Annotated in this window: 16 protein-coding genes; all 16 read right to left on the reverse strand. The window is 71.9% G+C overall.

The features are described 5' to 3' along the window. Entirely contained in the window at nt 1-849 is an 849-nt protein-coding gene (locus tag RI578_RS05845; protein WP_310870066.1) for a TatD family hydrolase, read from the reverse strand. After that, nucleotides 849-1,586 carry an EboA domain-containing protein gene (locus tag RI578_RS05850; protein WP_310870067.1) on the reverse strand — a complete coding sequence of 246 codons (738 nt, stop codon included), beginning with the start codon at nt 1,584-1,586 and terminating at the stop codon, nt 849-851. The genes RI578_RS05845 and RI578_RS05850 overlap by 1 nt, the downstream gene beginning before the upstream one ends. 16 nt (nt 1,587-1,602) lie before the next feature. Further along, nucleotides 1,603-2,535 carry a sugar phosphate isomerase/epimerase family protein gene (locus tag RI578_RS05855; protein ID WP_310875679.1) on the reverse strand — a complete coding sequence of 311 codons (933 nt, stop codon included), beginning with the start codon at nt 2,533-2,535 and terminating at the stop codon, nt 1,603-1,605. A gap of 107 nt (nt 2,536-2,642) precedes the next feature. Beyond that, nucleotides 2,643-3,731 (reverse strand): SCO3242 family prenyltransferase, encoded by a 1,089-nt coding sequence (locus RI578_RS05860; RefSeq protein WP_399059547.1) that lies wholly within the window; start codon nt 3,729-3,731, stop codon nt 2,643-2,645. Next, the gene (locus RI578_RS05865; protein ID WP_310870068.1) at nt 3,728-4,903 is read right to left on the reverse strand and encodes an inositol-3-phosphate synthase; all 1,176 of its coding nucleotides are present in this window, start codon (nt 4,901-4,903) and stop codon (nt 3,728-3,730) included. Before RI578_RS05865 ends, RI578_RS05860 begins: the two co-directional genes overlap by 4 nt. A gap of 109 nt (nt 4,904-5,012) precedes the next feature. Further along, nucleotides 5,013-8,654 (reverse strand): ThuA domain-containing protein, encoded by a 3,642-nt coding sequence (locus RI578_RS05870; protein ID WP_399063035.1) that lies wholly within the window; start codon nt 8,652-8,654, stop codon nt 5,013-5,015. A 357-nt stretch (nt 8,655-9,011) separates the two neighbouring features. Then, nucleotides 9,012-10,010: a sugar phosphate isomerase/epimerase family protein gene (locus tag RI578_RS05875; protein WP_310870070.1), complete on the reverse strand. Its 999-nt coding sequence runs from the start codon at nt 10,008-10,010 to the stop codon at nt 9,012-9,014. Nucleotides 10,011-10,026: 16 nt separating this feature from the next. Further along, nucleotides 10,027-11,304, reverse strand: a complete 1,278-nt coding sequence (locus RI578_RS05880; RefSeq protein ID WP_310870071.1) for a Gfo/Idh/MocA family oxidoreductase — start codon at nt 11,302-11,304, stop codon at nt 10,027-10,029. An 88-nt stretch (nt 11,305-11,392) separates the two neighbouring features. Then, nucleotides 11,393-12,436 carry a substrate-binding domain-containing protein gene (locus tag RI578_RS05885; RefSeq protein ID WP_310870072.1) on the reverse strand — a complete coding sequence of 348 codons (1,044 nt, stop codon included), beginning with the start codon at nt 12,434-12,436 and terminating at the stop codon, nt 11,393-11,395. 17 nt (nt 12,437-12,453) lie between these two features. Then, entirely contained in the window at nt 12,454-13,473 is a 1,020-nt protein-coding gene (locus tag RI578_RS05890) for an ABC transporter permease (RefSeq protein ID WP_121750105.1), read from the reverse strand. Beyond that, nucleotides 13,470-14,987, reverse strand: a complete 1,518-nt coding sequence (locus RI578_RS05895) for a sugar ABC transporter ATP-binding protein (protein WP_310870073.1) — start codon at nt 14,985-14,987, stop codon at nt 13,470-13,472. Before RI578_RS05895 ends, RI578_RS05890 begins: the two co-directional genes overlap by 4 nt. A 156-nt stretch (nt 14,988-15,143) precedes the next feature. Next, on the reverse strand, nt 15,144-16,325 hold the full coding sequence (locus RI578_RS05900; RefSeq protein ID WP_121750103.1) for an ROK family protein: 1,182 nt from the start codon (nt 16,323-16,325) through the stop codon (nt 15,144-15,146). 239 nt (nt 16,326-16,564) lie between these two features. Next, the gene (locus RI578_RS05905; protein WP_310870074.1) at nt 16,565-17,242 is read right to left on the reverse strand and encodes a GntR family transcriptional regulator; all 678 of its coding nucleotides are present in this window, start codon (nt 17,240-17,242) and stop codon (nt 16,565-16,567) included. 147 nt (nt 17,243-17,389) lie between these two features. Continuing rightward, the gene (locus tag RI578_RS05910; protein ID WP_210961133.1) at nt 17,390-18,337 is read right to left on the reverse strand and encodes a beta-ketoacyl-ACP synthase III; all 948 of its coding nucleotides are present in this window, start codon (nt 18,335-18,337) and stop codon (nt 17,390-17,392) included. 146 nt (nt 18,338-18,483) lie between these two features. Further along, entirely contained in the window at nt 18,484-18,627 is a 144-nt protein-coding gene (locus RI578_RS05915) for a hypothetical protein (RefSeq protein WP_167355245.1), read from the reverse strand. Next, nucleotides 18,596-19,936 carry an OFA family MFS transporter gene (locus tag RI578_RS05920; protein ID WP_310870075.1) on the reverse strand — a complete coding sequence of 447 codons (1,341 nt, stop codon included), beginning with the start codon at nt 19,934-19,936 and terminating at the stop codon, nt 18,596-18,598. Before RI578_RS05920 ends, RI578_RS05915 begins: the two co-directional genes overlap by 32 nt. Nucleotides 19,937-20,120: the final 184 nt, after the last annotated feature.

A 20,120-nucleotide genomic window follows, 5' to 3' on the forward strand; every position in this document is an offset into this window, starting at 1 on the left:
TCACTCCCCGCCGCGCAGGATGGAGTTGCCCTCGTGCGTGGCGTCGGCCGAGGTCACGTCCAGGACCAGCCGCCCGCTGAGTCCGTAGAAGGCGACGGGGTTGCGCCACAGCACCCGGTCCACGTCGTCCTCGGTGAAGCCCTCGTCGAGCATCAGGTCGCCGACCTTGCGGGTCTTGAGCGGGTCGCTCTTCCCCCAGTCGGCGGCGGAGTTCACCAGGACCTGTTCCGGGCCGTACTCGCGCAGGAGGGCGACCATCCGCGCCTCGTCCATCTTGGTGTCCGGATAGACGGAGAAGCCGAGCCAGGCGCCGCTGTCCTTGGCCTCCTTGACGGTGGTCTCGTTGAGGTGGTCGACCAGCACCCGGTCCGTGGGCAGCGCGGACTCGCGCACCACGTCCAGGGTGCGCCGCAGGCCGGCCAGCTTGTCGCGGTGCGGGGTGTGCACGAGGGCGGGCAGGCCGTGTTCGGCGGCGAGCTGGAGCTGGGTGGCCAGGGCGGTGTCCTCGGCCGGGGTCATCGAGTCGTAGCCGATCTCACCGACCGCCACGACGCGGTCCTTGACCAGATAGCGGGGCAGTTCGTCGAGGACGGGCAGGCACCGGGGGTCGTTCGCCTCCTTGGGGTTGAGGGCGATCGTGCAGTGGTGGGCGATGCCGTACTGGGCGGCGCGGAAGGGCTCCCAGCCGAGCAGGGCGTCGAAGTAGTCGCGGAAGGAGGCGGGAGAGGTGCGGGGCTGGCCGAGCCAGAAGGAGGGCTCGACGACGGCGCGCACACCGGCGGAGTACATGGCCTCGTAGTCGTCGGTGGTCCGGGACGTCATATGGATGTGGGGGTCGAAGATGCGCATCAGGACTCCTTGCCGTGGGGGTCGGCCGTGCCGTGCGAGGAGCGCGCGGGCTCGGTCAGGGCCAGGACGCGGTGCAGGTCTTCGGGGACCGGGCGGCCCGCGGCGGTGCGTTCGGCGGCGTAGTCGGCGAGCATGCGGGCGAGTTCGGCGTCGGCGCGGGCCCGCCGGTCGAGGTCCGCCACGTGGTCGACGGGGACGCCGGTGAACAGGCACTTCAGCACGGCGTGCCGCCACTGGTGCGGGTCCAGGTGCCGGGCGGCGTACGGGCCGAGGGCCGCGGCGACCAGCCGGGTGTCGTTGGTGCGCAGGGCGTCCTCGACGAGCGGGAGGGCGTCGGGGCCGGTCACGAGGTGGGGCAGCGCGTGCAGGACGGCGCGGCGTTCGTCGGCGGTGCCCTGGGAGTAGACCCGGGTCAGCGCCTCCGGGTCGGCGTGGGCCGCGTGCAGGACGAGGACGCGGGCGGCGTCGGCGTGGGCGGGGCCGCAGCGGCGGCCCGCCTCGGCCAGGCGCAGCTCCCAGACGGAGATGGGGCCGTGGCTGCCGGGGTGGGCGGCTGCCTCGTCCAGGGCCTGGTCCAGCCAGGCCCGGGCGGCTCCGCCGAGTTCGGCGGTGAGGGTGGCGCGCAGGTCGGCCGGTGGGATGTGGGCGGGGGTGGTGCCCTGGGGAGCCCGTCCGGCGGGGGTGCCATCCGCGTCCTGGGTGCTCGGGGTGACGTGGGTGGCGTGTGGCTGCGTCATGGGTGTGGCTCTCCCTTCAGTGGGTGGCGGAGGGCTCGCCGGAGCGGTTCGTGGGACGGGGCGGGGTCGCTGCCGCGGCCTCGCGGAGGAAGGGGAGGGAGCGTTCGGCGAAGTGGGGGCCCGCATGGGAGTGGCGCGGCAGTTCGACGACGGTCAGGCCCTGGTAGCCGGTGGCGGCGAGGGCGTCGAGGACGGGCGGGAAGTCGATCTCGCCGTCACCGAAGGGGAGGTGTTCGTGCACGCCGCGGCGCATGTCCTCGATCTGTACGTGGCGCAGCCAGGGGGCGGCGGCGCGCACGCAGTCGGCGGGCGGGAGGGGTTCGAGGCACTGGCAGTGGCCGATGTCCAGGGTGAGGCCGAGGTGCTCCCGGTCGCCGAGGATGCCGCGCAGTCGGTGGAAGTCGGCGAGGGTGGCGAGGAGGTGGCCCGGTTCGGGTTCGACGGCCAGGGGGACGCCCTCGGTGGCGGCGGCGTCCAGGACCGGGGAGAGCGACTCGGCCAGCCGCTTCCACGCCGTGTCCTCGTCCGTCCCGGCCGGGGTGATGCCGCTGAAGCAGTGCACGGCGTGGGCACCCAGGTCGGCGGCGACCCGGACGGCGCGGACGAGGAGGTCGGCGCGGCGGGCCCGGTCGTCCGGGTCCGGGTCGAGGAGGGAGGGGCCGTGCTTGCGACGCGGGTCGAGCACATAGCGGGCGCCCGTCTCCACGGTGACGCCCAGCCCGAGCGCGTCCAGCCGGTGCGCGACCCGGCGGGTGCGGGCGGCCAGGTCGTCGGCGAGCGGGTCGAGGTGCATGTGGTCGAGGGTCAGGCCGACGCCGTCGTAGCCGAGGTCGGCGAGGAGGGCGAGGGCGTCGTCGAGCCGGAGGTCGGTGAGGCCGTTGGTGCCGTAGCCGAAGCGGAGAGGGGGTGGGGCGGCACCGTCGCGGTTCGGCCGCGGGCGTCCGGTCACGTCCGCGCGGCCGTGCGTGTCGCCGTCCGTGTGGTCGTCCGCGCGGCCCGTTTGGCCGTCCGTGTGGCCGTCCGCGCCCGCGTTCGGCTCCTGGTGCGGGTTCCGGCTCACGTGATGCTCACCTTCCTCATGGCCGCCCTTCTCGCGAACATCCGGCCGGCCGGCGCCAGGACCGCGACCAGCAGGGACGTGGCGGTCGCGCCGGAACGGGCGGCGAGCGCGGCCTGGAGCGGGATCGTGGCCCGGATGCCGCCGCCGACGGCGCGTTGGGTGAGCGGGGGTGAGGGGTTGAGCGTGGCGTGGAGGTAGGGACGGGCGGCCGTGGCGGCGTAGGCGGCGCCCAGGGCGGTGACAAGAGCGCCGCCCGTGCCCCGGGACGGGCCCTCGGCTGGGCTGGAGCCCGGCAGGCCGGGGGCGGCTGCTGCCCGCCGGCCTGCCGGGAGTCGGGTGCGGCGGTGGGCGACCGACCAGGTCAGCGCCCCCGTCGTCGCGAGGGCCGCCAGCGGGGCCAGGGGCGAGCCGCCGGTGGTCTCCCGGCGGGAGACGGCCGTGACCGCGAGGGTGTGGCTGCCGAGCAGTGCGGCGGAGGGCAGTGCGGCGCGGGTGTCGCCGCCGGTGGCGGCCGCGCCCAGGAGCAGGTCCAGTCCGCGGGCGGCGGCCATGGCCGCGGGACCGGCCGGCGTGTGCTTCAGCGCCAGGTCGTAGGCCCAGACGGTCGCCGCCAGCGGTGCGGCCACCGCGAGGGCGGGCCGGCCGGCGCGGGCGGCGAGCAGCAGGCCGGCTCCGGTGAGGCCGCAGGCCGCGGTGAGGGCGGCGGCCGGACGGACGCGGCCGGACGGAAGCGGGCGGTGCGGGCGTTCCACGGCGTCCTCGGCGCGGTCCGCCCAGTCGTTCAGGGCCATGCCGGCCTCGTACAGGCACAGGGAGGATCCGATGGCGAGCAGAGTGCGGGGCCCGGGGCGCGCGCCCGCCGCCGCGGCGCCGGCCAGGGCGTCACCGGGGACGGTGAACAGCGCGGGCAGGCGCAGCAGTTCGGCCCAGGCGCCCGCGCGGCCGGAGCCGGTCGGGCGGGGCTCGCCGGGCGTGCCGCCACCGGGGGCCGGGGCGTCGTCCGTGCCGTCCGGGCCGCCCCCCGCGGCGCCGGCCGGCCCGGACGGCACGGACGCGTCCCGCGCCGCGGTGACCGCGCGGCTCACCGCTGCGCCCCTGGGGCGTCGGCGCCGTCCCGCAGCCGCTCCGCGAAGCCCACCAGCTCCGCGTACTGCTCGGCCAGTGACGACGGACCGTCGCCCACCGGGTCCTTGAAGTAGAAGCCCAGTTCGCCCAGCGGGCCGGACAGGCCCCTTTCCCGGGCTCGGGCGACCAGCCGCGCCAAGTCGAGGACGAGCGGCGCGGCGAGCGCCGAGTCGCAGCCCTGCCAGGTGGTCTGGAGGACCATGCGGGCGCCGAGGAAGCCGTCGAAGGCGATGTGGTCCCAGGCGGTCTTCCAGTCGCCGAGCGCGGGCACGTCGTCGATGTGGACCTCGCCCTCGGGCGCGGCGCCGAGGGTGTCGGCGAGGACGCGTTCCTTGCCCGCGTTCTTGGCGGCGGCCGCCGCGGGGTCGGCGAGGGCCGCGCCGTCGCCACCGCCCAGGAGGTTGGTGCCGGACCAGGCGCGCACCGCGAGGGCGCGTTGCAGGAACATCGGGCCGAGTACCGATCGCAGCAGGGTCTGCCCGGTCTTGCCGTCACGGCCCGCGTAGGGCAGGCCCGAGGAGTCGGCGAGCGGGGCCAGCGCCGGGTGGTGCAGGCCCGTGGAGGGGGTGAAGTTGACGTAGGGGCAGCCGGCGCGCAGGGCGGCGGCCGCGTAGAGGGAGCTGGGCGGCAGCGTGCCGTCGGTGGGGGCGGGTTCGGTGGAGGCGACGTTGACCACGACGGCGCCCGCGAGGCCCTGGCGCCGCACGAAGTCGCGGATGTCGGCCGCGAACACGTCGATCCACTCGTCCTGGGTGCGCTCCGGGCCGCCGTCCGTGCCCCCGGGGAGGGGGCCGCCGGGCCTGATCTCCTGGTCGGCGGCGACGAGTTCGGCGTGTACGGCGGACGGCAGGCCGTGCGGCAGGACGCCACCGGCGGCGAGGTGCTCGGCACGCTTGGGCAGCGGGCAGTCGACGGTGTCGTGACCGCCGAAGACGAGCGACGACAACGATGGCAGACCGCACGAGGCGAAGGGAGCGGTCTCGGTGACCATCCCGGTCGGCGGATGGAGCCCGGCGGCGACGGCCGCGCAGCCCGCGACGGCGGTGGTGGCCACGGAACCGCGCGCACCGATGAGCCAGACACCGATGCGGGGGGCCGAGGAGGGGGTGGGCAGGGACGGTTCGGCGGACATGGGCAGCCTCCTTGTCGTGTGCGAACCGGGTGCGATGCCGGAAGCGGGGCCCGGGCGGTGCCCGGGGAGACGGCGGGCGGAGGTCCGGCGTCCTCCGCCCGCCGCCGTTCTAGTCGCCCTTGGCGGGCAGTTCCTTCAGCTGGATGTCGCGGAAGGAGACCTGGTCGGCGGCTCCGTGGTTCTGGAGTCCGATGTAGCCGTCGGTCAGGCTCCGCTCGGGGTCCTTGTTGGTGAAGTCGTTGATCTTGACTCCGTTGAGGAACACCTGGAGGCGTTCGCCCTGGACCTTGATCTCGTAGGAGTTCCACTGGCCGGGCGGCCGCAGAACCTGGTCACGGGCCTTGATGTTCGCCGACTTGAAGGAGTAGACGGAGCCCGTGGTGCGGTCCGGCGCGTCCGTGGCGTCGATCTGGATCTCGTAGCCCTTGTTCACCGCGGACCAGGGGTCGTCGGAGGCCGGGAAGCCCACGAAGATCCCGGAGTTGTCGTCGCCCCGCATCTTCCAGTCGAGCTTGAGGGAGTACGACTTCAGCTCCTTGGCCTGGTACCAGAGCAGGCCCATGCCGCCCTCGGACTCCAGGGCGCCGTCCTTGACGTCGAACGTGCCGGGGCCGGCCTGCTTCCAGCCGTCCAGGGTCTGGCCGTTGAAGATGTCCCGGTAGCCCTTGTCCGGCTTGCAGTCCGCCTTGACCTGGCCGGTGGCGTACTGCATGCCGCCGAGCAGGTGGGTGCGGAAGGCCTCGTCCGCGTAGGACTCCTTGGTGTGGCCACCGCCGGTGTAGAAGGAGCGGCCGCCGCCGTAGCTCTGGCACCAGGCGATCGGGTGGTCGCCCTTCATGGTGCCGCCGTCGTAGGTGGTCTCGTCGAGGGTGGCGAGGACCTTGGCCTGCTCACGCGGGTTGGTGCGGTAGTTGTACCACTCGTCGGTGCGCTCCCATGCGTCGTCCAGGTGCGCGGTGGACGGGTGGTCGTGATCCTCGACGCGCACGGTGGCCTTCTGGATGGCCGGGTGCGAGTCGAAGTGGGCGCCGACGAGACCGCCGTAGAACTCCCAGTCGTACTCGGTGTCGGCGGCGGCGTGGATGCCCATGTAGCCGCCGCCGTTCTTGACGTAGTTCTCGAACGCCTTCTGCTGGTCGGCGTTGAGGACGTCACCGGTGGTGGACATGAAGGCCACCGCGTCGTACTTGGCGAGGTTGGCCGTGGTGAACTGTCCGGCCTCCTCGGTCGCGGTGACGGAGATGCCGGCCGGGCCGCCCAGTTCCTTCAGCGCGGCGACGCCCTCCGGGATGGAGTCGTGCCGGAAGCCGGCCGTCTTGGAGAAGACCAGGACCTTCTTGCCCTTCTTGAACGGCTCCTTGGAGAACTCGAAGTCGTCCACGTCGAACAGCGCGCCGTCGCCGCCCCGGAAGACCAGGTAGATCTCCGTGGTGCGCTTCGGCAGCGAGCGCAGCGGCACGTCGACGTTCTGGAACGTCTCCCAGCTGCCGGTCGGCGGGATGTACGCCGAGCCGTGCAGCTTGCCGGTGGGCGAGCCGGTGCGCAGTTCGACGAAGCCGCCGGCACCGCCGGAGGAGGCCCGGACGGTCAGCTTCTTCTGCCCGTCGAACTTGTACGGGCTGAAGGAGATCCAGTCGCCGTCGTTGATGTCACCGACGGTCTTGCCGCCGTTGGCGCCGGTCTTGTCGATGACCGCGACACCCTGCTGGGTGGTGAAGTGCTCGGCCTGGCGGTGCGGGGGCTGGATCACGGTGCGCGCGGTGCCGGTCAGTGCCTCCTGGCCGTTGGCCCCGCCGTCGGTGTAGCTGGCGCCGACGACGCCGTAGATGTTGGCGTTGGGGTCGTGGCCGCCGTCGCCGGGCGGCGGGTTGAGGGTGCCCTCGCAGCTCATCTCGCTGGTCAGCTCGTGGGCGTGGGAGTCGTGGCCGAGGCTGTAGACGACCTTGACCTTGGAGCAGTCGACGGTCTCGTCGGGGTCGGTGACGGTCACCTTGAAGGGAACGGGCTCGCCCATCGCGGCCAGACTGCCGTTGCCCGGTACCTCGATCTTCACCTTGGGTTCGGTGTTGCCGACCACGATCCGGACGCTGGCGTTGCCGGTGTTGCCCTCGGGATCCCTGGCGGTGAAGGTCGCGGTGTAGGTGCCGACCTTCTTGTACTTGTGGGTGGGCGTGAGGCCCTCTCCCTTGGTGCCGTCGCCGAAGTCCCAGCTGTAGGTGAGGTCCGGGGAGTCGGCGTCCTTGACGGAGGCGGTGAACTTGACCTTCAGGCCGGCCGCACCCGACGTCTTGTCGGCGCTCACCTCGGCGATCGGGGAGAAGCCGTCGTCGGCGTTCTCGATCCGGTAGAGCGCGGAATCCTTGTCACCCTGGAACCAGGAGAGGCCGTAGTCCAGGACGTAGAGCGCGCCGTCCGGGCCGAACGCCATGTCCATGACCTGGGTGCCGGTCCACGGGAAGTCGTTGATCTTCGCGACCGCACCGTCCTCGGTCTGCTCGATCCGCTTGATCCAGCGGCGGCCGAACTCGCCGGCGAAGAAGTCGCCGTCGTACTCCTCGGGGAACTTCACGGAGGAGTCGAGGTCCGGGTCGTAGCGGTAGACCGGGCCACCCATGGGGGACTCGGAGCCGCTGCCGAACTCGGGCACGGAGTCACCGTCGTACGGGATCCAGGCGGCCTGCGCGGGCGGCAGGTCGACGAGGCCCGTGTTGTGCGGCGAGGTGTTCTTCGGGGCGGCGCAGTCGAACTTCTCGCCGGAGGTCTTGGTGGCGAAGTCGTAGTCGACGTAGGCGTCGTTGTCGCCGGTGCAGAAGGGCCAGCCGAAGTTGGCGGGCTTGGTCACCTTGGCGAACTCGACCTGTCCCGCCGGGCCCCGGTTCGGGTCGGCGGCACCGGCGTCGGGACCGTAGTCACCGACGTAGATGGTGCCGGTCTTCTTGTCGATGTTCATCCGGAAGGGGTTGCGGAAGCCCATCGCGTAGATCTCGGGGCGGGTCTTCTCGGTGCCCGGGGCGAAGAGGTTGCCCTCCGGGACGGTGTACGAGCCGTCCTCGGCGACCTTGATGCGCAGGATCTTGCCGCGCAGGTCGTTGGTGTTGCCGGAGCTGCGGCGGGCGTCGAAGGCCGGGTTGCGGTCCGGTCGCTCGTCGATCGGCGTGTAGCCGTCGGAGGCGAACGGGTTGGTGTCGTCGCCGGTGGACAGGTAGAGGTTGCCCTCGGCGTCGAAGTCGATGTCGCCGCCGACGTGGCAGCAGGTGCCGCGGGAGGCCGCGACGTCCAGGACCTTCTTCTCGCTGGCCATGTCCAGCGTGCCGTTGGCGCCCAGGACGAAGCGGGAGAGGCGGTTGACGCCGTCGAACTTCTTGAAGTCCTCGGCGGTGCCGGTCTCGGGGGCGTCGCCCGCGGGGGTGTCGAGCGGCGGGGCGTAGTAGAGGTAGATCGCCCGGTTGTTCTCGAAGTCCGGGTCGATGCCGACGCCCTGCAGCCCCTCCTCGTCGTGGCTGTAGACGTCGAGCTTGCCGACGACCTTGGTGACGCCGCCCTGGTCGGTGAGGCGCAGCGTGCCGTCGCGCGAGGTGTGCAGGACGCTGCGGTCCGGGAGCACGGCGAGCGACATCGGCTCGCCCATCTCGGGTTCGCCCTTGGCGAGCGGCACCTGCTGGAACTGTCCCTCGGCGGCTGCCGGTTCGTCGTGTTCCGGGTGGCCGGGGTGGGCGCCGGCCACGGTCGCCGGGGTGCCCACGGCCAGCATCAGGCCGGTGAACAGGGCGAGGGTGGTGCGAAGCCTCGTGGGTTTGGACTTTCCGGTTCTGCTTCTGTGCACGAAGTCCCTCCGGGAACGGGATGGGCCGTACGGGTGGGTGCGAAGACGTGCCGTGCGAGCGCCGGGGTGCGCCGTCACCCCGGAGGTGTGGGTGTCCTGAACACTTCAGGGACGGTAACCGCGTTCTTCCTGGCCCAACACCCCTTGGACCAGGACTGGTTCAACTTTTGCCCAATGCAGGACAAAGTGGGATTCGGGCAGGTCGGACCGGGGACCGGCGGATGATCCGGCCCCCGTCCCCGACCTGCCGTCGGGCGCCTGGAGCAGCTGGTGACGCGCCGCGGCTCAGCTGTTGAACGCGGCGTCGAAGGACGCGCTGGGCGGCTCGAAGTCGAAGGCCTTGAGTCGGGTGAGAGCCTCGGGGGCCCCCTGGAGACGGTCCATGCCGGCGTCCTCCCACTCGACGGACACGGGGCCCTGGTAATCGATGGAGCGCAGCATCCGGAAGACGTCCTCCCAGGGCACGTCGCCGTGGCCGGCCGACACGAAGTCCCAGCCGCGGCGCGGGTCGCCCCACGGCAGGTGGGAGCCGAGCCGCCCGTTGCGGCCGTCGAGGCGCTTGCGGGCCTCCTTGCAGTCGACGTGGTAGATCCGGTCGCGGAAGTCCCACAGGAAGCCGACGGGGTCGAGGTCCTGCCACACGAAGTGGGACGGGTCGAAGTTGAGGCCGAAGGCGGGCCGGTGGTCGACCGCCTCCAGGGCCCGCTGGGTGGTCCAGTAGTCGTAGGCGATCTCGCTGGGGTGGACCTCGTGCGCGAACCGCACGCCCTCGGCGTCGAAGACGTCGAGGATCGGGTTCCAGCGGTCGGCGAAGTCCTGGTAGCCGCGCTCGATCATCGACTCGGGGACGGGCGGGAACATGGCGACCAGGTGCCAGATGGCGGACCCGGTGAAGCCGATGACGGTGTCGACGCCGAGGCGTGCCGCGGCCCGCGCGGTGTCCTTGATCTCGGCGGCGGCGCGCTGCCGCACACCCTCGGCGTCGCCGTCGCCCCAGATGCGGTCGGGCAGGATGGCCCGGTGGCGTTCGTCGATGATGGCGTCGCAGACCGCCTGGCCGACGAGGTGGTTGGAGATCGCCCAGCACTTCAGCCCGTACTTGTCGAGCAGCTGGTGGCGGGAGTCCACGTAGGAGGGGTCCGCGAGGGCCTTGTCGACCTCGAAGTGGTCGCCCCAGCAGGCGAGTTCCAGTCCTTCGTAGCCGAAGTCGCGGGCGAGGCGGCAGACCTCCTCCAGAGGCAGGTCCGCCCACTGGCCGGTGAAGAGAGTGAAGTTGCGCGGCATGTCGCTGCCAGCCTCCTCAGAGGGCGATCGGGGTGTAGACGGAGTTCTTCTCGGCGCTCTCCTCCACCGCCGCGAGCACGCGCTGCACCTGCAGCCCGTCGGCGAAGGACGGCTCGGGCCGGCGGCCCTCCGCGACGGCGTGGACGAGATCGCGCGCCTGGTGGACGAAGGTGTGCTCGTAGCCGAGCCCGTGGCCCGGCGGCCACCAGGCGTCCAGGTAGGGATGCTCGGGTTCGGTGACGAGGATGCGGCGGAATCCGGCGTGCTCCCCCGGCTCCGTACCGTCGTGGTACGACAGCTCGTTGAGCCGCTCCAGGTCGAAGGCGAGCGAGCCGCGCTCGCCGTTGAGCTCGATGCGCAGGGCGTTCTTGCGGCCGGTGGCGTACCGGGTGGCCTCGAAGGAGACGAGGGCGCCGGACGTGAGGCGGCCGGTGAAGACGGCGGCGTCGTCGACCGTGACCTCGCCGGTGACGCCGTCCGCCGAGCCCGCCGACAGACCCCGGGCGGCGCCCTCGGGCAGTGGGCGTTCCCGTACGAAGGTCTCGGTGAGGGCGGAGACGCCCGCGATCCGCTCCCCCGTCAGGTACTGCGCGAGGTCGACGATGTGCGCGCCGAGGTCGCCGAGGGCTCCCGAACCGGCCAGCTCCTTGCGCAGCCGCCAGGTCAGCGGCGCCTTCGGGTCCACCAGCCAGTCCTGGAGGTACGTCACCCGTACGTGCCGCAGCCGGCCGACGCGGCCCTCTGCCACCATCCGCCGGGCCAGCGCGGTGGCCGGCACCCGGCGGTAGTTGAACCCGACCATCGCCAACTGGCCCCGGGCGTGCGCCTCGTCGGCGGCCCGGGTCATCGCCTCCGCCTCGGCGACGGTGTTGGCCAGCGGCTTCTCGCACAGGACGTGCTTCCCGGCGGCGAGCGCGGCCAGCGCGATCTCGGCGTGGCTGTCGCCGGGGGTGCAGATGTCGACGAGGTCGATGTCGTCCCGTTCCAGCAGGGTCCGCCAGTCCGTCTCGGTGCTCGCCCAGCCGTGCCGGTCGGCCGCGGTGCGGACGGCGTCGGCGTCCCGGCCGCAGATCGCGGCCAGTACCGGGTCGAGCGGCAGGTCGAAGACCCGGCCGGCGGTGCGCCAGCCCTGGGAGTGTGCGGCACCCATGAAGGCGTAGCCGACCATGCCGACGCGCAGCGCCGGTCTGGTCGCGGATGCTCCCGTCGCCCTGGTCCCGGTCCCGCTGTCGGTCCCGGTTCCGGCGGCTGATGCCTCCGCCCCGGCCCCCTCGGGCTGCTGCGGCTGTCCCATGCGGATGTCCTCCTCGTCGTGATGGCGCGGTGGGGGGTGGGCCCCGCCCGACGGCCGGCTGGTCAGGCCGGCCGTGGGGCGGCAGCCCTCACTTGAAGCCCGTGGACATGTACTGGTCGACGTTCTCCTTGTCGACCACGGCCGAGTAGCAGGTGACGGTCGAGGGGATCTCGAACTCGGCGAGGCCGCTGACGCCCTTGCCCTGACCGAGGGCGCGAGCCAGGTCGATCGCGGAGGCGGCCATGGTCGGCGGGTAGAGCACGGTCGCCTTCAGTACGCCGCTGTCCGCCTTGATGGCCTGGAAGGCGGAGAGCGCCCCCGCGCCGCCGACCATCAGGAAGTCGTCGCGCCCGGCCTGCTCGATGGCGCGCAGCGCGCCCACGCCCTGGTCGTCGTCGTGGTTCCACAGGGCGTCGAAGTTCGACTGGGCCTGGAGCAGCTGGGCCATCTTGGCCTGGCCGGACTCGACGGTGAACTCGGCGGCCTGGCGGGCCACCTTCTTGATGTTCGGGTAGTTCTTCAGGCCGTCGTCGAAGCCCTGGGTGCGCTGCTGGGTCAGTTCCAGGTTGTCGATGCCGGCCAGCTCGATGACCCGTGCGTCCGGCTTGTCCTTGAGCTTCTCACCGATGTAGTGGGCGGCGTTGAGACCCATGCCGTAGTTGTCGCCGCCGACCCAGCAGCGGTAGGCCTGGGGGCTGTTGAAGATCCGGTCGAGGTTGATGACCGGGATGCCGGCCCGCATCGCCTTCAGGCCGACCTGGGTGAGCGCCTTGCCGTCGGCGGGCAGCACCACCAGGACGTCGACCTTCTTGTTGATGAGGGTCTCGATCTGGCCGATCTGCTGCGCGGTGTCGTTGGAGCCCTCGGTGACCTCCAGGGTGACTTCCGAGTACTTCTCCGCGCGCTTCTGAGCCTGGTCGTTGACGGCGTTGAGCCAGCCGTGGTCGGCCTGCGGACCGGCGTAGCCGATGGTGACCGGCTTGCCCGGCTTGTCGTCGGCGGCCGGCTGCGTGTCCGCGGCCTTGTCCTCGCCTTCGTCGGGGTCGTTGCTGGTGCACCCCGTGAGGACGGCACCGGCGGACACGGCGGCGGCTCCGAAGAGCAGCCCTCTGCGGCTCGTGAGGTTCGTCATGACGGTGGACCCTTTCCTCAATGCGTGCTTGCGGTACGGCGCTGGACCAGCACGGCGGCGACGATGATCGCGCCCTTGGCGATCTGCTGCACGTCGGTCTGCAGGTTGTTCAGGGCGAAGATGTTGGTGATGGTGGTGAAGATCAGGACGCCGAGCACCGAGCCCAGGATGTGGCCCCGGCCGCCGGTCAGGAGCGTTCCGCCGATGATCGCGGCGGCGATGGCGTCGAGTTCGTAGAGGTTGCCGTTGGTGTTCTGGCCGGAGCCGGCCAGGACGATCAGGAGGAAGGCGGCGATGCCGCAGCACAGCCCGGACAGGAGGTAGAGGTAGAGCCGCTGGCGACGGACGTCGATGCCGGCGAGGCGGGCGGCCTCCGCGTTGCCGCCGACGGCGACCGTGCGGCGGCCGAAGGTGGTCCGGTTGAGCACCAGCCAGCCGATGACGGTGACCGCCGCGAACACCAGGACCAGGGGCGGGATGCCGAGGATGTAGGCGTCGCGCTCGCCGAGGTCCAGGACGCTGGGGACCGTGACGACCTGGGTGCGGCCGTCGGTGATCTGGAGCGCGAGGCCGCGCGCCGAGGCCAGCATGGCGAGGGTGGCGATGAACGGCACCATCTGGCCGAACGCGATGAGCACCCCGTTGACCAGTCCGCAGCCCACGCCGACCACGACCGCCGTGAAGAGGATGCCGACGAAGCCGTACTCCTGGGTGGCGACCGTGGTCGCCCACACCGAGGCCAGGGCGACGATGGCGCCGACCGACAGGTCGATGCCGCCGGAGACGATGACGAAGGTCATGCCGACGGTGACGACGCCGATCACGGACGCCTGGGTGAGCACCAGCTGGAGGTTGCGGGTGTCGAGGAACGCGTCGGGCTGAGTGATGCCGCCGATCAGGACCAGGGCGGCGAGCACCCCGAGCAGGGTGAGGGTGCGGACGTCGGCGCGGCCCAACTGGACCCGCCAGGCGGGCGGACCGTCCACCGGTGCCGTCTTGCCGGTGCCGTCCCGGGGCGGGGACACGTGCTGCGTCATGACGCCGGGCTTCCTTCCATCACGAGGTCGAGTACGCGGTGTTCGTCGAGTTCACGGGAGGGGGCCTCGTGCACGACACGGCCCTCGCGCAGCACCAGCACCCGGTCGGCGAGGCCCAGCACCTCGGGCACCTCGCTGGAGACCAGCAGGACGGCGAGGCCCTCGTCGGCGAGGCGGCGGACGACCGCGTAGAGCTCGGCGCGGGCGCCTACGTCGACGCCGCGGGTGGGTTCGTCGAGCAGCAGGACCTTGCAGCCGCGCAGCAGCCAGCGGGCGAGGACCGCCTTCTGCTGGTTGCCGCCGGACAGGGTGCGCACGGGCGCGGAGGGGTTGTCGGGCCGCAGGGACAGCTCGCGGGTCGCCGCGCGGGCCGCGCCCAGTTCGGCGCCGCGGTCGATCCAGCCGCCGCGTGAGAAGCGGGACATGGCGGAGACCGACACGTTGCGGGTGACGGACTCCAGCATCAGCAGGGCCTGCGCCTTGCGTTCCTCGGGGGCGAGCCCGAGCCCGGCGCGCACCGCGGCGCGCACGCTGCCCGGGCGCAGCGGGACCCCGTCGACGAGGACCTGGCCGGCACTCGCCTTGCGGGCCCCGTAGACCGTCTCCAGGATCTCGGAGCGGCCGGAGCCGACGAGTCCGGCGAGGCCGACGATCTCTCCGGGGCGGATCTCCAGGTCGAGGGGGGCGAACTCGCCCTCCCGGGCCAGGCCCCGCACGCTCAGCACGGGGTCGCCCTCGGGGGCTCCGGCCGGCCGCTCCGGGAAGACGTACTCGACGTTGCGCCCGGTCATCAGCGCCACCACCTCGCGGGTCGGCGTCGACTCGGCGGGCAGCCCGCCGGCGACGGCCCGGCCGTCCTTGAGGACGGTGACCCGGTCGCCGATGCGGCGGATCTCCTCCAGACGGTGCGAGATGTAGACGACGGCGACGCCCTCGGCGGTGAGGTCGGCGACGATGCGGAAGAGGTTGTCGACCTCGTCCGGGTCGAGCGCGGCGGACGGCTCGTCCATCACGATCAGTCGTACGTCGTGCGAGAGCGCGCGCGCCATGGACACGATCTGTTGCTGCGCCGCCGAGAGTTCGCCGACCAGCCGGCCGGGATCGACCTCCGGGTGGCCGAGTCGCTTGAGGAGCTGAGCCGTTGACGCCTTGGCCGCCCTGCCCCGCACGACGAAGCCGGCGGCGGTCGGCTCGTGGCCGAGGTGGACGTTCTCGGCGACCGACAGGTCCTCCACCAGGTCGAGTTCCTGATAGATGGTGGCGATGCCGAGCCGCATGGCCGCGATGGGCGAGCGCAGGGTGACGTCCTCGCCCCGCCAGCGGATGGTGCCGGTGTCGGGCTGGTGGGCGCCGGCCAGCACCTTGATGAGGGTGGACTTCCCGGCGCCGTTCTGGCCGAGCAGGCAGTGCACCTCGCCGGCCTGGACGTCGAGGTCGACGCCGTCCAGGGCCCGGACTCCGGGGAACGACTTGGTGATGCCGGACATGCTGAGCAGCGGTGGTTCTGGTGCCATGTGAGGTCCCCTCGGCGGGCATGCGGGCCGGTGTCAGGGCAGAACGGAGCAGGGCAGGGCGGTATAGTGCAGTACAGGGCAGGGCAAGGCAGTACAGGGCGCTGTGCAGGTGGAGCTCAGGAACCGAGTGGTGCCTACGCGGGTGACAGGTGGTGCCTACGCGGGTGAGAACAGGTGGTCGCTGATCAGCCGGGCCGCGCCGATGACTCCGGCGGTGGGGCCCAACTCCCCCAGTACGATGGGCAGGTTGCCGGTCGCCAGCGGCAGTGACTGGCGGTAGACCTGGGTGCGGATCGCGGCGAGCAGGTTGTGGCCGAGGCCGGTCACCCCTCCGCCGATCACCACCAGACCCGGGTTGAAGAAGCTGACCAGGCCGGCGATGACCTGGCCGGTGCTGCGGCCGCCCTCCCGGATCAGGTCGAGCGCGGTGGCGTCGCCCGCGGCGGCCGCGGCGGCGACGTCGGCGGCACTGAGGCCCCCGTTCGCCTCCAGACGGCTCGCGAGTTCGGCCGACAGGCCCTGCTGGGCGGCCTCCGTGGCGTCGCGGGCCAGTGCCGCGCCGCTGAAGTGGGCCTCCAGACAGCCCCGGTTGCCGCAGGCGCACGGGCGCCCCTCGGGCACGGCCTGGATGTGCCCGATGTCGCCCGCGCTGCCCGTCGTCCCGCGGTAGACCTCACCGCCGACGACGATGCCGCAGCCGATGCCGGTACCGATCTTGACGACGAGGAAGTCGTGCACGGTGCGGGCGACGCCCGCGTGCTGCTCCCCCAGCGCCATCAGGTTCACGTCGTTGTCGACCATGACCGGACAGCCGAGTTCCTGGCTGAGCGCCTCCCGCACGGGGAAGCCGTCCCAGCCCGGCATGATCGGCGGAGCCACCGGCACACCCTCGGGGAAGCGGACCGGCCCCGGGACGCCGATGCCGGCGCCGTCGAAGCCCTCCGCGAGCCCCGAGGCCCGCAACTTGGCGGCCATGGCCAGTACTTGCTCGAAGACCGCGACCGGTCCCTCGCGTACGTCCATGGGCTGGTTGATGTGCCCGAGGATCTCCAGTTCGGCGTTGGTGACGGCGACGTCGACCGAGGTCGCGCCGATGTCGACACCGAGGAAGCGCAGCTCGGGGTTGAGACGGATGTTGTGGCTGCGGCGCCCGCCGCGCGAGGCGGCGAGCCCGTCGGCCACGACCAGTTCCGTCTCCAGCAGCCGGTCCACCTCGACGGCCAGCTTCGACCGGGAGAGGTCGACCTGGTCGCCGAGCTGGGCACGGGAGTTGGGCCCTCCGTCACGCAACAGCTGGAGCAGTCGCGCTTGGTGGGCGTTCGCGGGTCGTGCCGTCATGCGTCTCACGAGCCCCTCCCCGCCTCAATCGGCCTTGAGTGTGCCGGTTCCCGGCCACGTCCGTGGCTTGCTTTCGGAGGGAACGTAGCAGTGGGCGCCGGGCGTGGGAAGAAGTCACGCACGAATTACTGCGAACTTTCTCCACTGAGTGGACAAAGAAGTGCGGAGTGCTCGGCTCCGCGACCTATGGCAAGGCCGCCCGGACATCCCGCCGGGCGGCCTGCGAACAGCCTCTGACCTTACGATTCCTCGCGCGCGTGGTACGAGCGCCGCGTATGTTCGGTGTGCTCGCGCATCAGCCGCGTCGCCGCCTGCTCGTCCCGGCCGGTGATGGCGGCGATCAGGCCGCGGTGCTCGATCCAGGACTGCCGGCCGCGCTGCCGGGCGATCGGCGTGTAGTACCAGCGGACCCGGCGGTCGACCTGTGCGGCGAGTTCGGCGAGGACGGCGTTGCCGGCCAGCTCCATGATCTTCGCGTGGAAACGGGCGTTGACGGCGACGGCGGCGTCCACGTCGTCGGCGGCGACCGCCCGCTCCCCCTCCTCGCACAGCTCCTCCAGGGCGGCCACGCCCGCGCTGCCCGCGTTGGCCGCGGCGAGCCGGGCCGCCTCGGCCTCCAGCAGCGTACGGACCGTCAGGAGCTGGTCGGCCTCCTCCTCGGTCGGCTCGTGCACGAACGCGCCCTGCGCGGGACGCAGATCGACCCAGCCCTCGGTGTTGAGCCGCTGCAGGGCCTCCCGCACGGGCTGCCTCGACACCCCGAGGTGACCGGCGAGTTCGCTCTCGACGAGGTGCTGACCGGGCTGGAGGGCCCGGGTGGTGATCAGTTCGAGCAGCGCCTCGTAGACGCGGTCACGCAGCGGGCCGGGCCGTTCCAGCTTGGGCACCGCGCCCTGCGGCAGTCCTGCGGACAACATCGGTCCCCCTCGAAAGCGGCCAGAAGGCAGCGGCACGAAGAAAGCGGCACGACGACAGCGATACGGCCGGTACGCCGAGTATCGATTGGCTTTCGTCTACAGTCTACGGCGCCCGGCCCGCCAGAGGTGCTCAGGGACAGTGGGTGCTCAGGGACAGCGGACGACCTGTCCGGCGTAGGAGAGGTTCCCGCCGAAGCCGAAGAGCAGCACCGGGTCCCCGGTGGTGATCTCCCCGCGCTCCACCAGCTTGGAGAACGCGAGCGGGATGCTCGCCGCCGAGGTGTTGCCGGACTCGACGACATCGCGGGCGACGACGGCGTTGACGGCGCCGATCTTCGCGGCGAGGGGTTCGATGATGCGCAGGTTCGCCTGGTGCAGGACGACCGCGGCGAGGTCGGCCGGTTCCAGCCCGGACCGCTCGCAGGCCTGGCGGGCGATGGCGGGCAGCCGGGTGGTCGCCCAGCGGTAGACGCTCTGCCCCTCCTGCGCGAAGCGGGGCGGCGTGCCCTCGATACGGACCGCGTCCCCCATCTCGGGCACCGAGCCCCACAGCACGGGTCCGATCCCCGCCTCCTCGCCGGGCGCGCAGGCCTCCACGACGGCGGCCCCCGCCCCGTCGCCGACGAGCACGCAGGTGGTGCGGTCGGTCCAGTCGGCCACCTCGGACATCTTGTCCGCGCCGATGACCAGGGCCCTGCTCGACGAGCCGGCCCGCACGGCGTGGTCGGCGGTGGCCAGGGCGTGGGTGAAGCCGGCGCACACGACGTTGAGGTCCAGCGCGGCGGGCCCGGGGATGCCGAGGCGGGCCGCGACGCGCGCGGCGGTGTTCGGGGAGCGGTCGATCGCGGTGGAGGTGGCGACCACGACCATGTCCACGTCCGCGGGCGTCAGCCCGGCCGACGCGAGCGCCTTGGCGGCGGCGTGCCCGGCCAGCTCGTCGACCGGCTCGTCGGGCCCGGCGATACGGCGGGAGTGAATACCGACCCGGCTCCTGATCCACTCGTCGCTGGTGTCGACCATGCCCGCCAGATCCTCGTTGGTGAGAACCCGGGCGGGCTGATAATGGCCGAGGGCGCTGATGCGGGAGCCGTGCATGGGTGGTGTCCTCGATGCCTCGGGTACGGGATCCACCAGTGTGATCAGTGACCGACGGGTACGACGGCAGGTGATACGACAGGAAACGGGCGCCCGGCTTGTCGGCTTCGGTCAGCATCCCGGGCGCCCCCGCCCGCGTCCTGGCCTCACCCGGTGAACAGCTGGGTCGCCTTCCGGACGAGTTCGTACAGCCCGTAGGCGAGCGGTGCGCCGACCCAGAGCCAGGTGAAGGCGATCAGCGGGCGCCGGTCGGGCAGGTCAGGCGGACTCTGGCTGCTGTCGTCGGACATTGTTGCCCTCCTTCGGTGCCGGGGCGGCGGAGACGTGGTGGCGGGCGTGGACCGGACGGACGAGTTCGTTGGCGACGAAGCCGACGACCAGCAGCCCGATCATGATGACGAAGGACGTCCCGTACAGGGCGGAGCCATGCCGTCCGGCCTCCTCCTGCCGGTCGGCGATCCAGTTCACGATCAGCGGCCCGAGGACGCCGGCCGTCGACCAGGCGGTGAGCAGCCGCCCGTGGATCGCACCGACCTGGTAAGTGCCGAAGAGGTCCTTGAGATAGGCGGGGATCGTGGCGAAGCCACCGCCGTAGAAGGACAGGACCACCAGGGCGCACAGGACGAACAGCGGCTTGGAGGAGTCGCCGAACAGGGCGATCAGCGCGTACATCAGCGCGCCGACGCCGAGGTAGACGCGGTAGATGTTCTTGCGCCCGATCAGGTCGGAGGTCGATGACCAGCCGATCCGGCCCGCCATGTTGGCCGCCGAGAGCAGGGCGACGAACCCCGCGGCGGCGGTCACCGACACCGGCGTGGAAGTGTCGGCGAAGAAGTCCGTGATCATGGGCGCGGCCTTCTCCAGGATGCCGATGCCGGCCGTGACGTTCATGCAGAGCACGACCCAGAGCAGCCAGAACTGGGGGGTGCGCATGGCACCGCGCGCCGAGACCTGGACACCGTCGAGCGCGACCGGCCCGCCGTCCGCCCGTTCCTTCGGGCGCGGCACCCGGACCAGCAGGACACCCAGCAGCATGAAGACGGCGTACGTCACTCCGTGCACGAGGAAGGCCAGGGCGATGCCCGAGCTGTCGGTGCCGAAGGACTCCAGCATCTGCGCCGACCAGGGCGAGGCGATGAGCGCGCCGCCGCCGAAGCCCATGATGGCGATGCCGGTGGCCATGCCGGGCCGGTCCGGGAACCACTTGATCAGCGTGGAGACCGGCGAGATGTAGCCGATGCCGAGGCCGATCCCGCCGACGAAGCCGTAGCCGAGGACGATCAGCCAGTACTGCTCCACGGCGGCGCCGAGCGCGGAGAGCAGGAAGCCGGACGAGAAGCAGACCAGGGCGACGGTCATCGCCCAGCGCGGTCCGTGGCGCTCCACGAGCGTGCCGCCGAACGCGGCGGAGAGCCCGAGCATGACGATGCCGAGCTGGAAGGGGAGCGCGCTCTGCGTGCCGGTGAGCCCGAGCGCGGACTCCAGGGGTGGCTTGAACACGGACCAGGCATACGCCTGGCCGATGGAGAGGTGGACCGAGAGGGCGGCGGGGGGAACGAGCCAGCGGCTCCAGCCCGGGGGCGCGACGGGGGGACTCATGAGTCCCCAACCGTAGGCAGCGGGAAAGCGCTTGAGAAGACAGTTGAGCAGACAACCACTGTCCTTGCACAAAGCCTTGCCCTTGCACAAAGCCTTGCTGCGCCAACCTCCATACTGTAGACAATATTTCGTCGACATCTCGTTCGGCAGTTCCGCGGTATCCCTCGACCGAACGGAGCTCCCT

The sequence above is a fragment of the Streptomyces sp. BB1-1-1 genome (assembly GCF_031597775.1).
GTDB classification, from domain to species: Bacteria; Actinomycetota; Actinomycetes; order Streptomycetales; family Streptomycetaceae; genus Streptomyces; species Streptomyces thinghirensis.

Excerpts from the sequence above, each read along its gene's own strand:
- RI578_RS05845 (WP_310870066.1), bottom strand. The coding sequence starts at position 849 with ATGCGCATCTTCGACCCCCACATCCATATGACGTCCCGGACCACCGAC.
- RI578_RS05850 (WP_310870067.1), bottom strand. The coding sequence starts at position 1,586 with ATGACGCAGCCACACGCCACCCACGTCACCCCGAGCACCCAGGACGCG.
- RI578_RS05865 (WP_310870068.1), bottom strand. The coding sequence starts at position 4,903 with ATGTCCGCCGAACCGTCCCTGCCCACCCCCTCCTCGGCCCCCCGCATC.
- RI578_RS05870 (WP_399063035.1), bottom strand. The coding sequence starts at position 8,654 with ATGCTGGCCGTGGGCACCCCGGCGACCGTGGCCGGCGCCCACCCCGGC.
- RI578_RS05875 (WP_310870070.1), bottom strand. The coding sequence starts at position 10,010 with ATGCCGCGCAACTTCACTCTCTTCACCGGCCAGTGGGCGGACCTGCCT.
- RI578_RS05880 (WP_310870071.1), bottom strand. The coding sequence starts at position 11,304 with ATGGGACAGCCGCAGCAGCCCGAGGGGGCCGGGGCGGAGGCATCAGCC.
- RI578_RS05885 (WP_310870072.1), bottom strand. The coding sequence starts at position 12,436 with ATGACGAACCTCACGAGCCGCAGAGGGCTGCTCTTCGGAGCCGCCGCC.
- RI578_RS05890 (WP_121750105.1), bottom strand. The coding sequence starts at position 13,473 with ATGACGCAGCACGTGTCCCCGCCCCGGGACGGCACCGGCAAGACGGCA.
- RI578_RS05895 (WP_310870073.1), bottom strand. The coding sequence starts at position 14,987 with ATGGCACCAGAACCACCGCTGCTCAGCATGTCCGGCATCACCAAGTCG.
- RI578_RS05900 (WP_121750103.1), bottom strand. The coding sequence starts at position 16,325 with ATGACGGCACGACCCGCGAACGCCCACCAAGCGCGACTGCTCCAGCTG.
- RI578_RS05905 (WP_310870074.1), bottom strand. The coding sequence starts at position 17,242 with ATGTTGTCCGCAGGACTGCCGCAGGGCGCGGTGCCCAAGCTGGAACGG.
- RI578_RS05910 (WP_210961133.1), bottom strand. The coding sequence starts at position 18,337 with ATGCACGGCTCCCGCATCAGCGCCCTCGGCCATTATCAGCCCGCCCGG.
- RI578_RS05915 (WP_167355245.1), bottom strand. The coding sequence starts at position 18,627 with ATGTCCGACGACAGCAGCCAGAGTCCGCCTGACCTGCCCGACCGGCGC.
- RI578_RS05920 (WP_310870075.1), bottom strand. The coding sequence starts at position 19,936 with ATGAGTCCCCCCGTCGCGCCCCCGGGCTGGAGCCGCTGGCTCGTTCCC.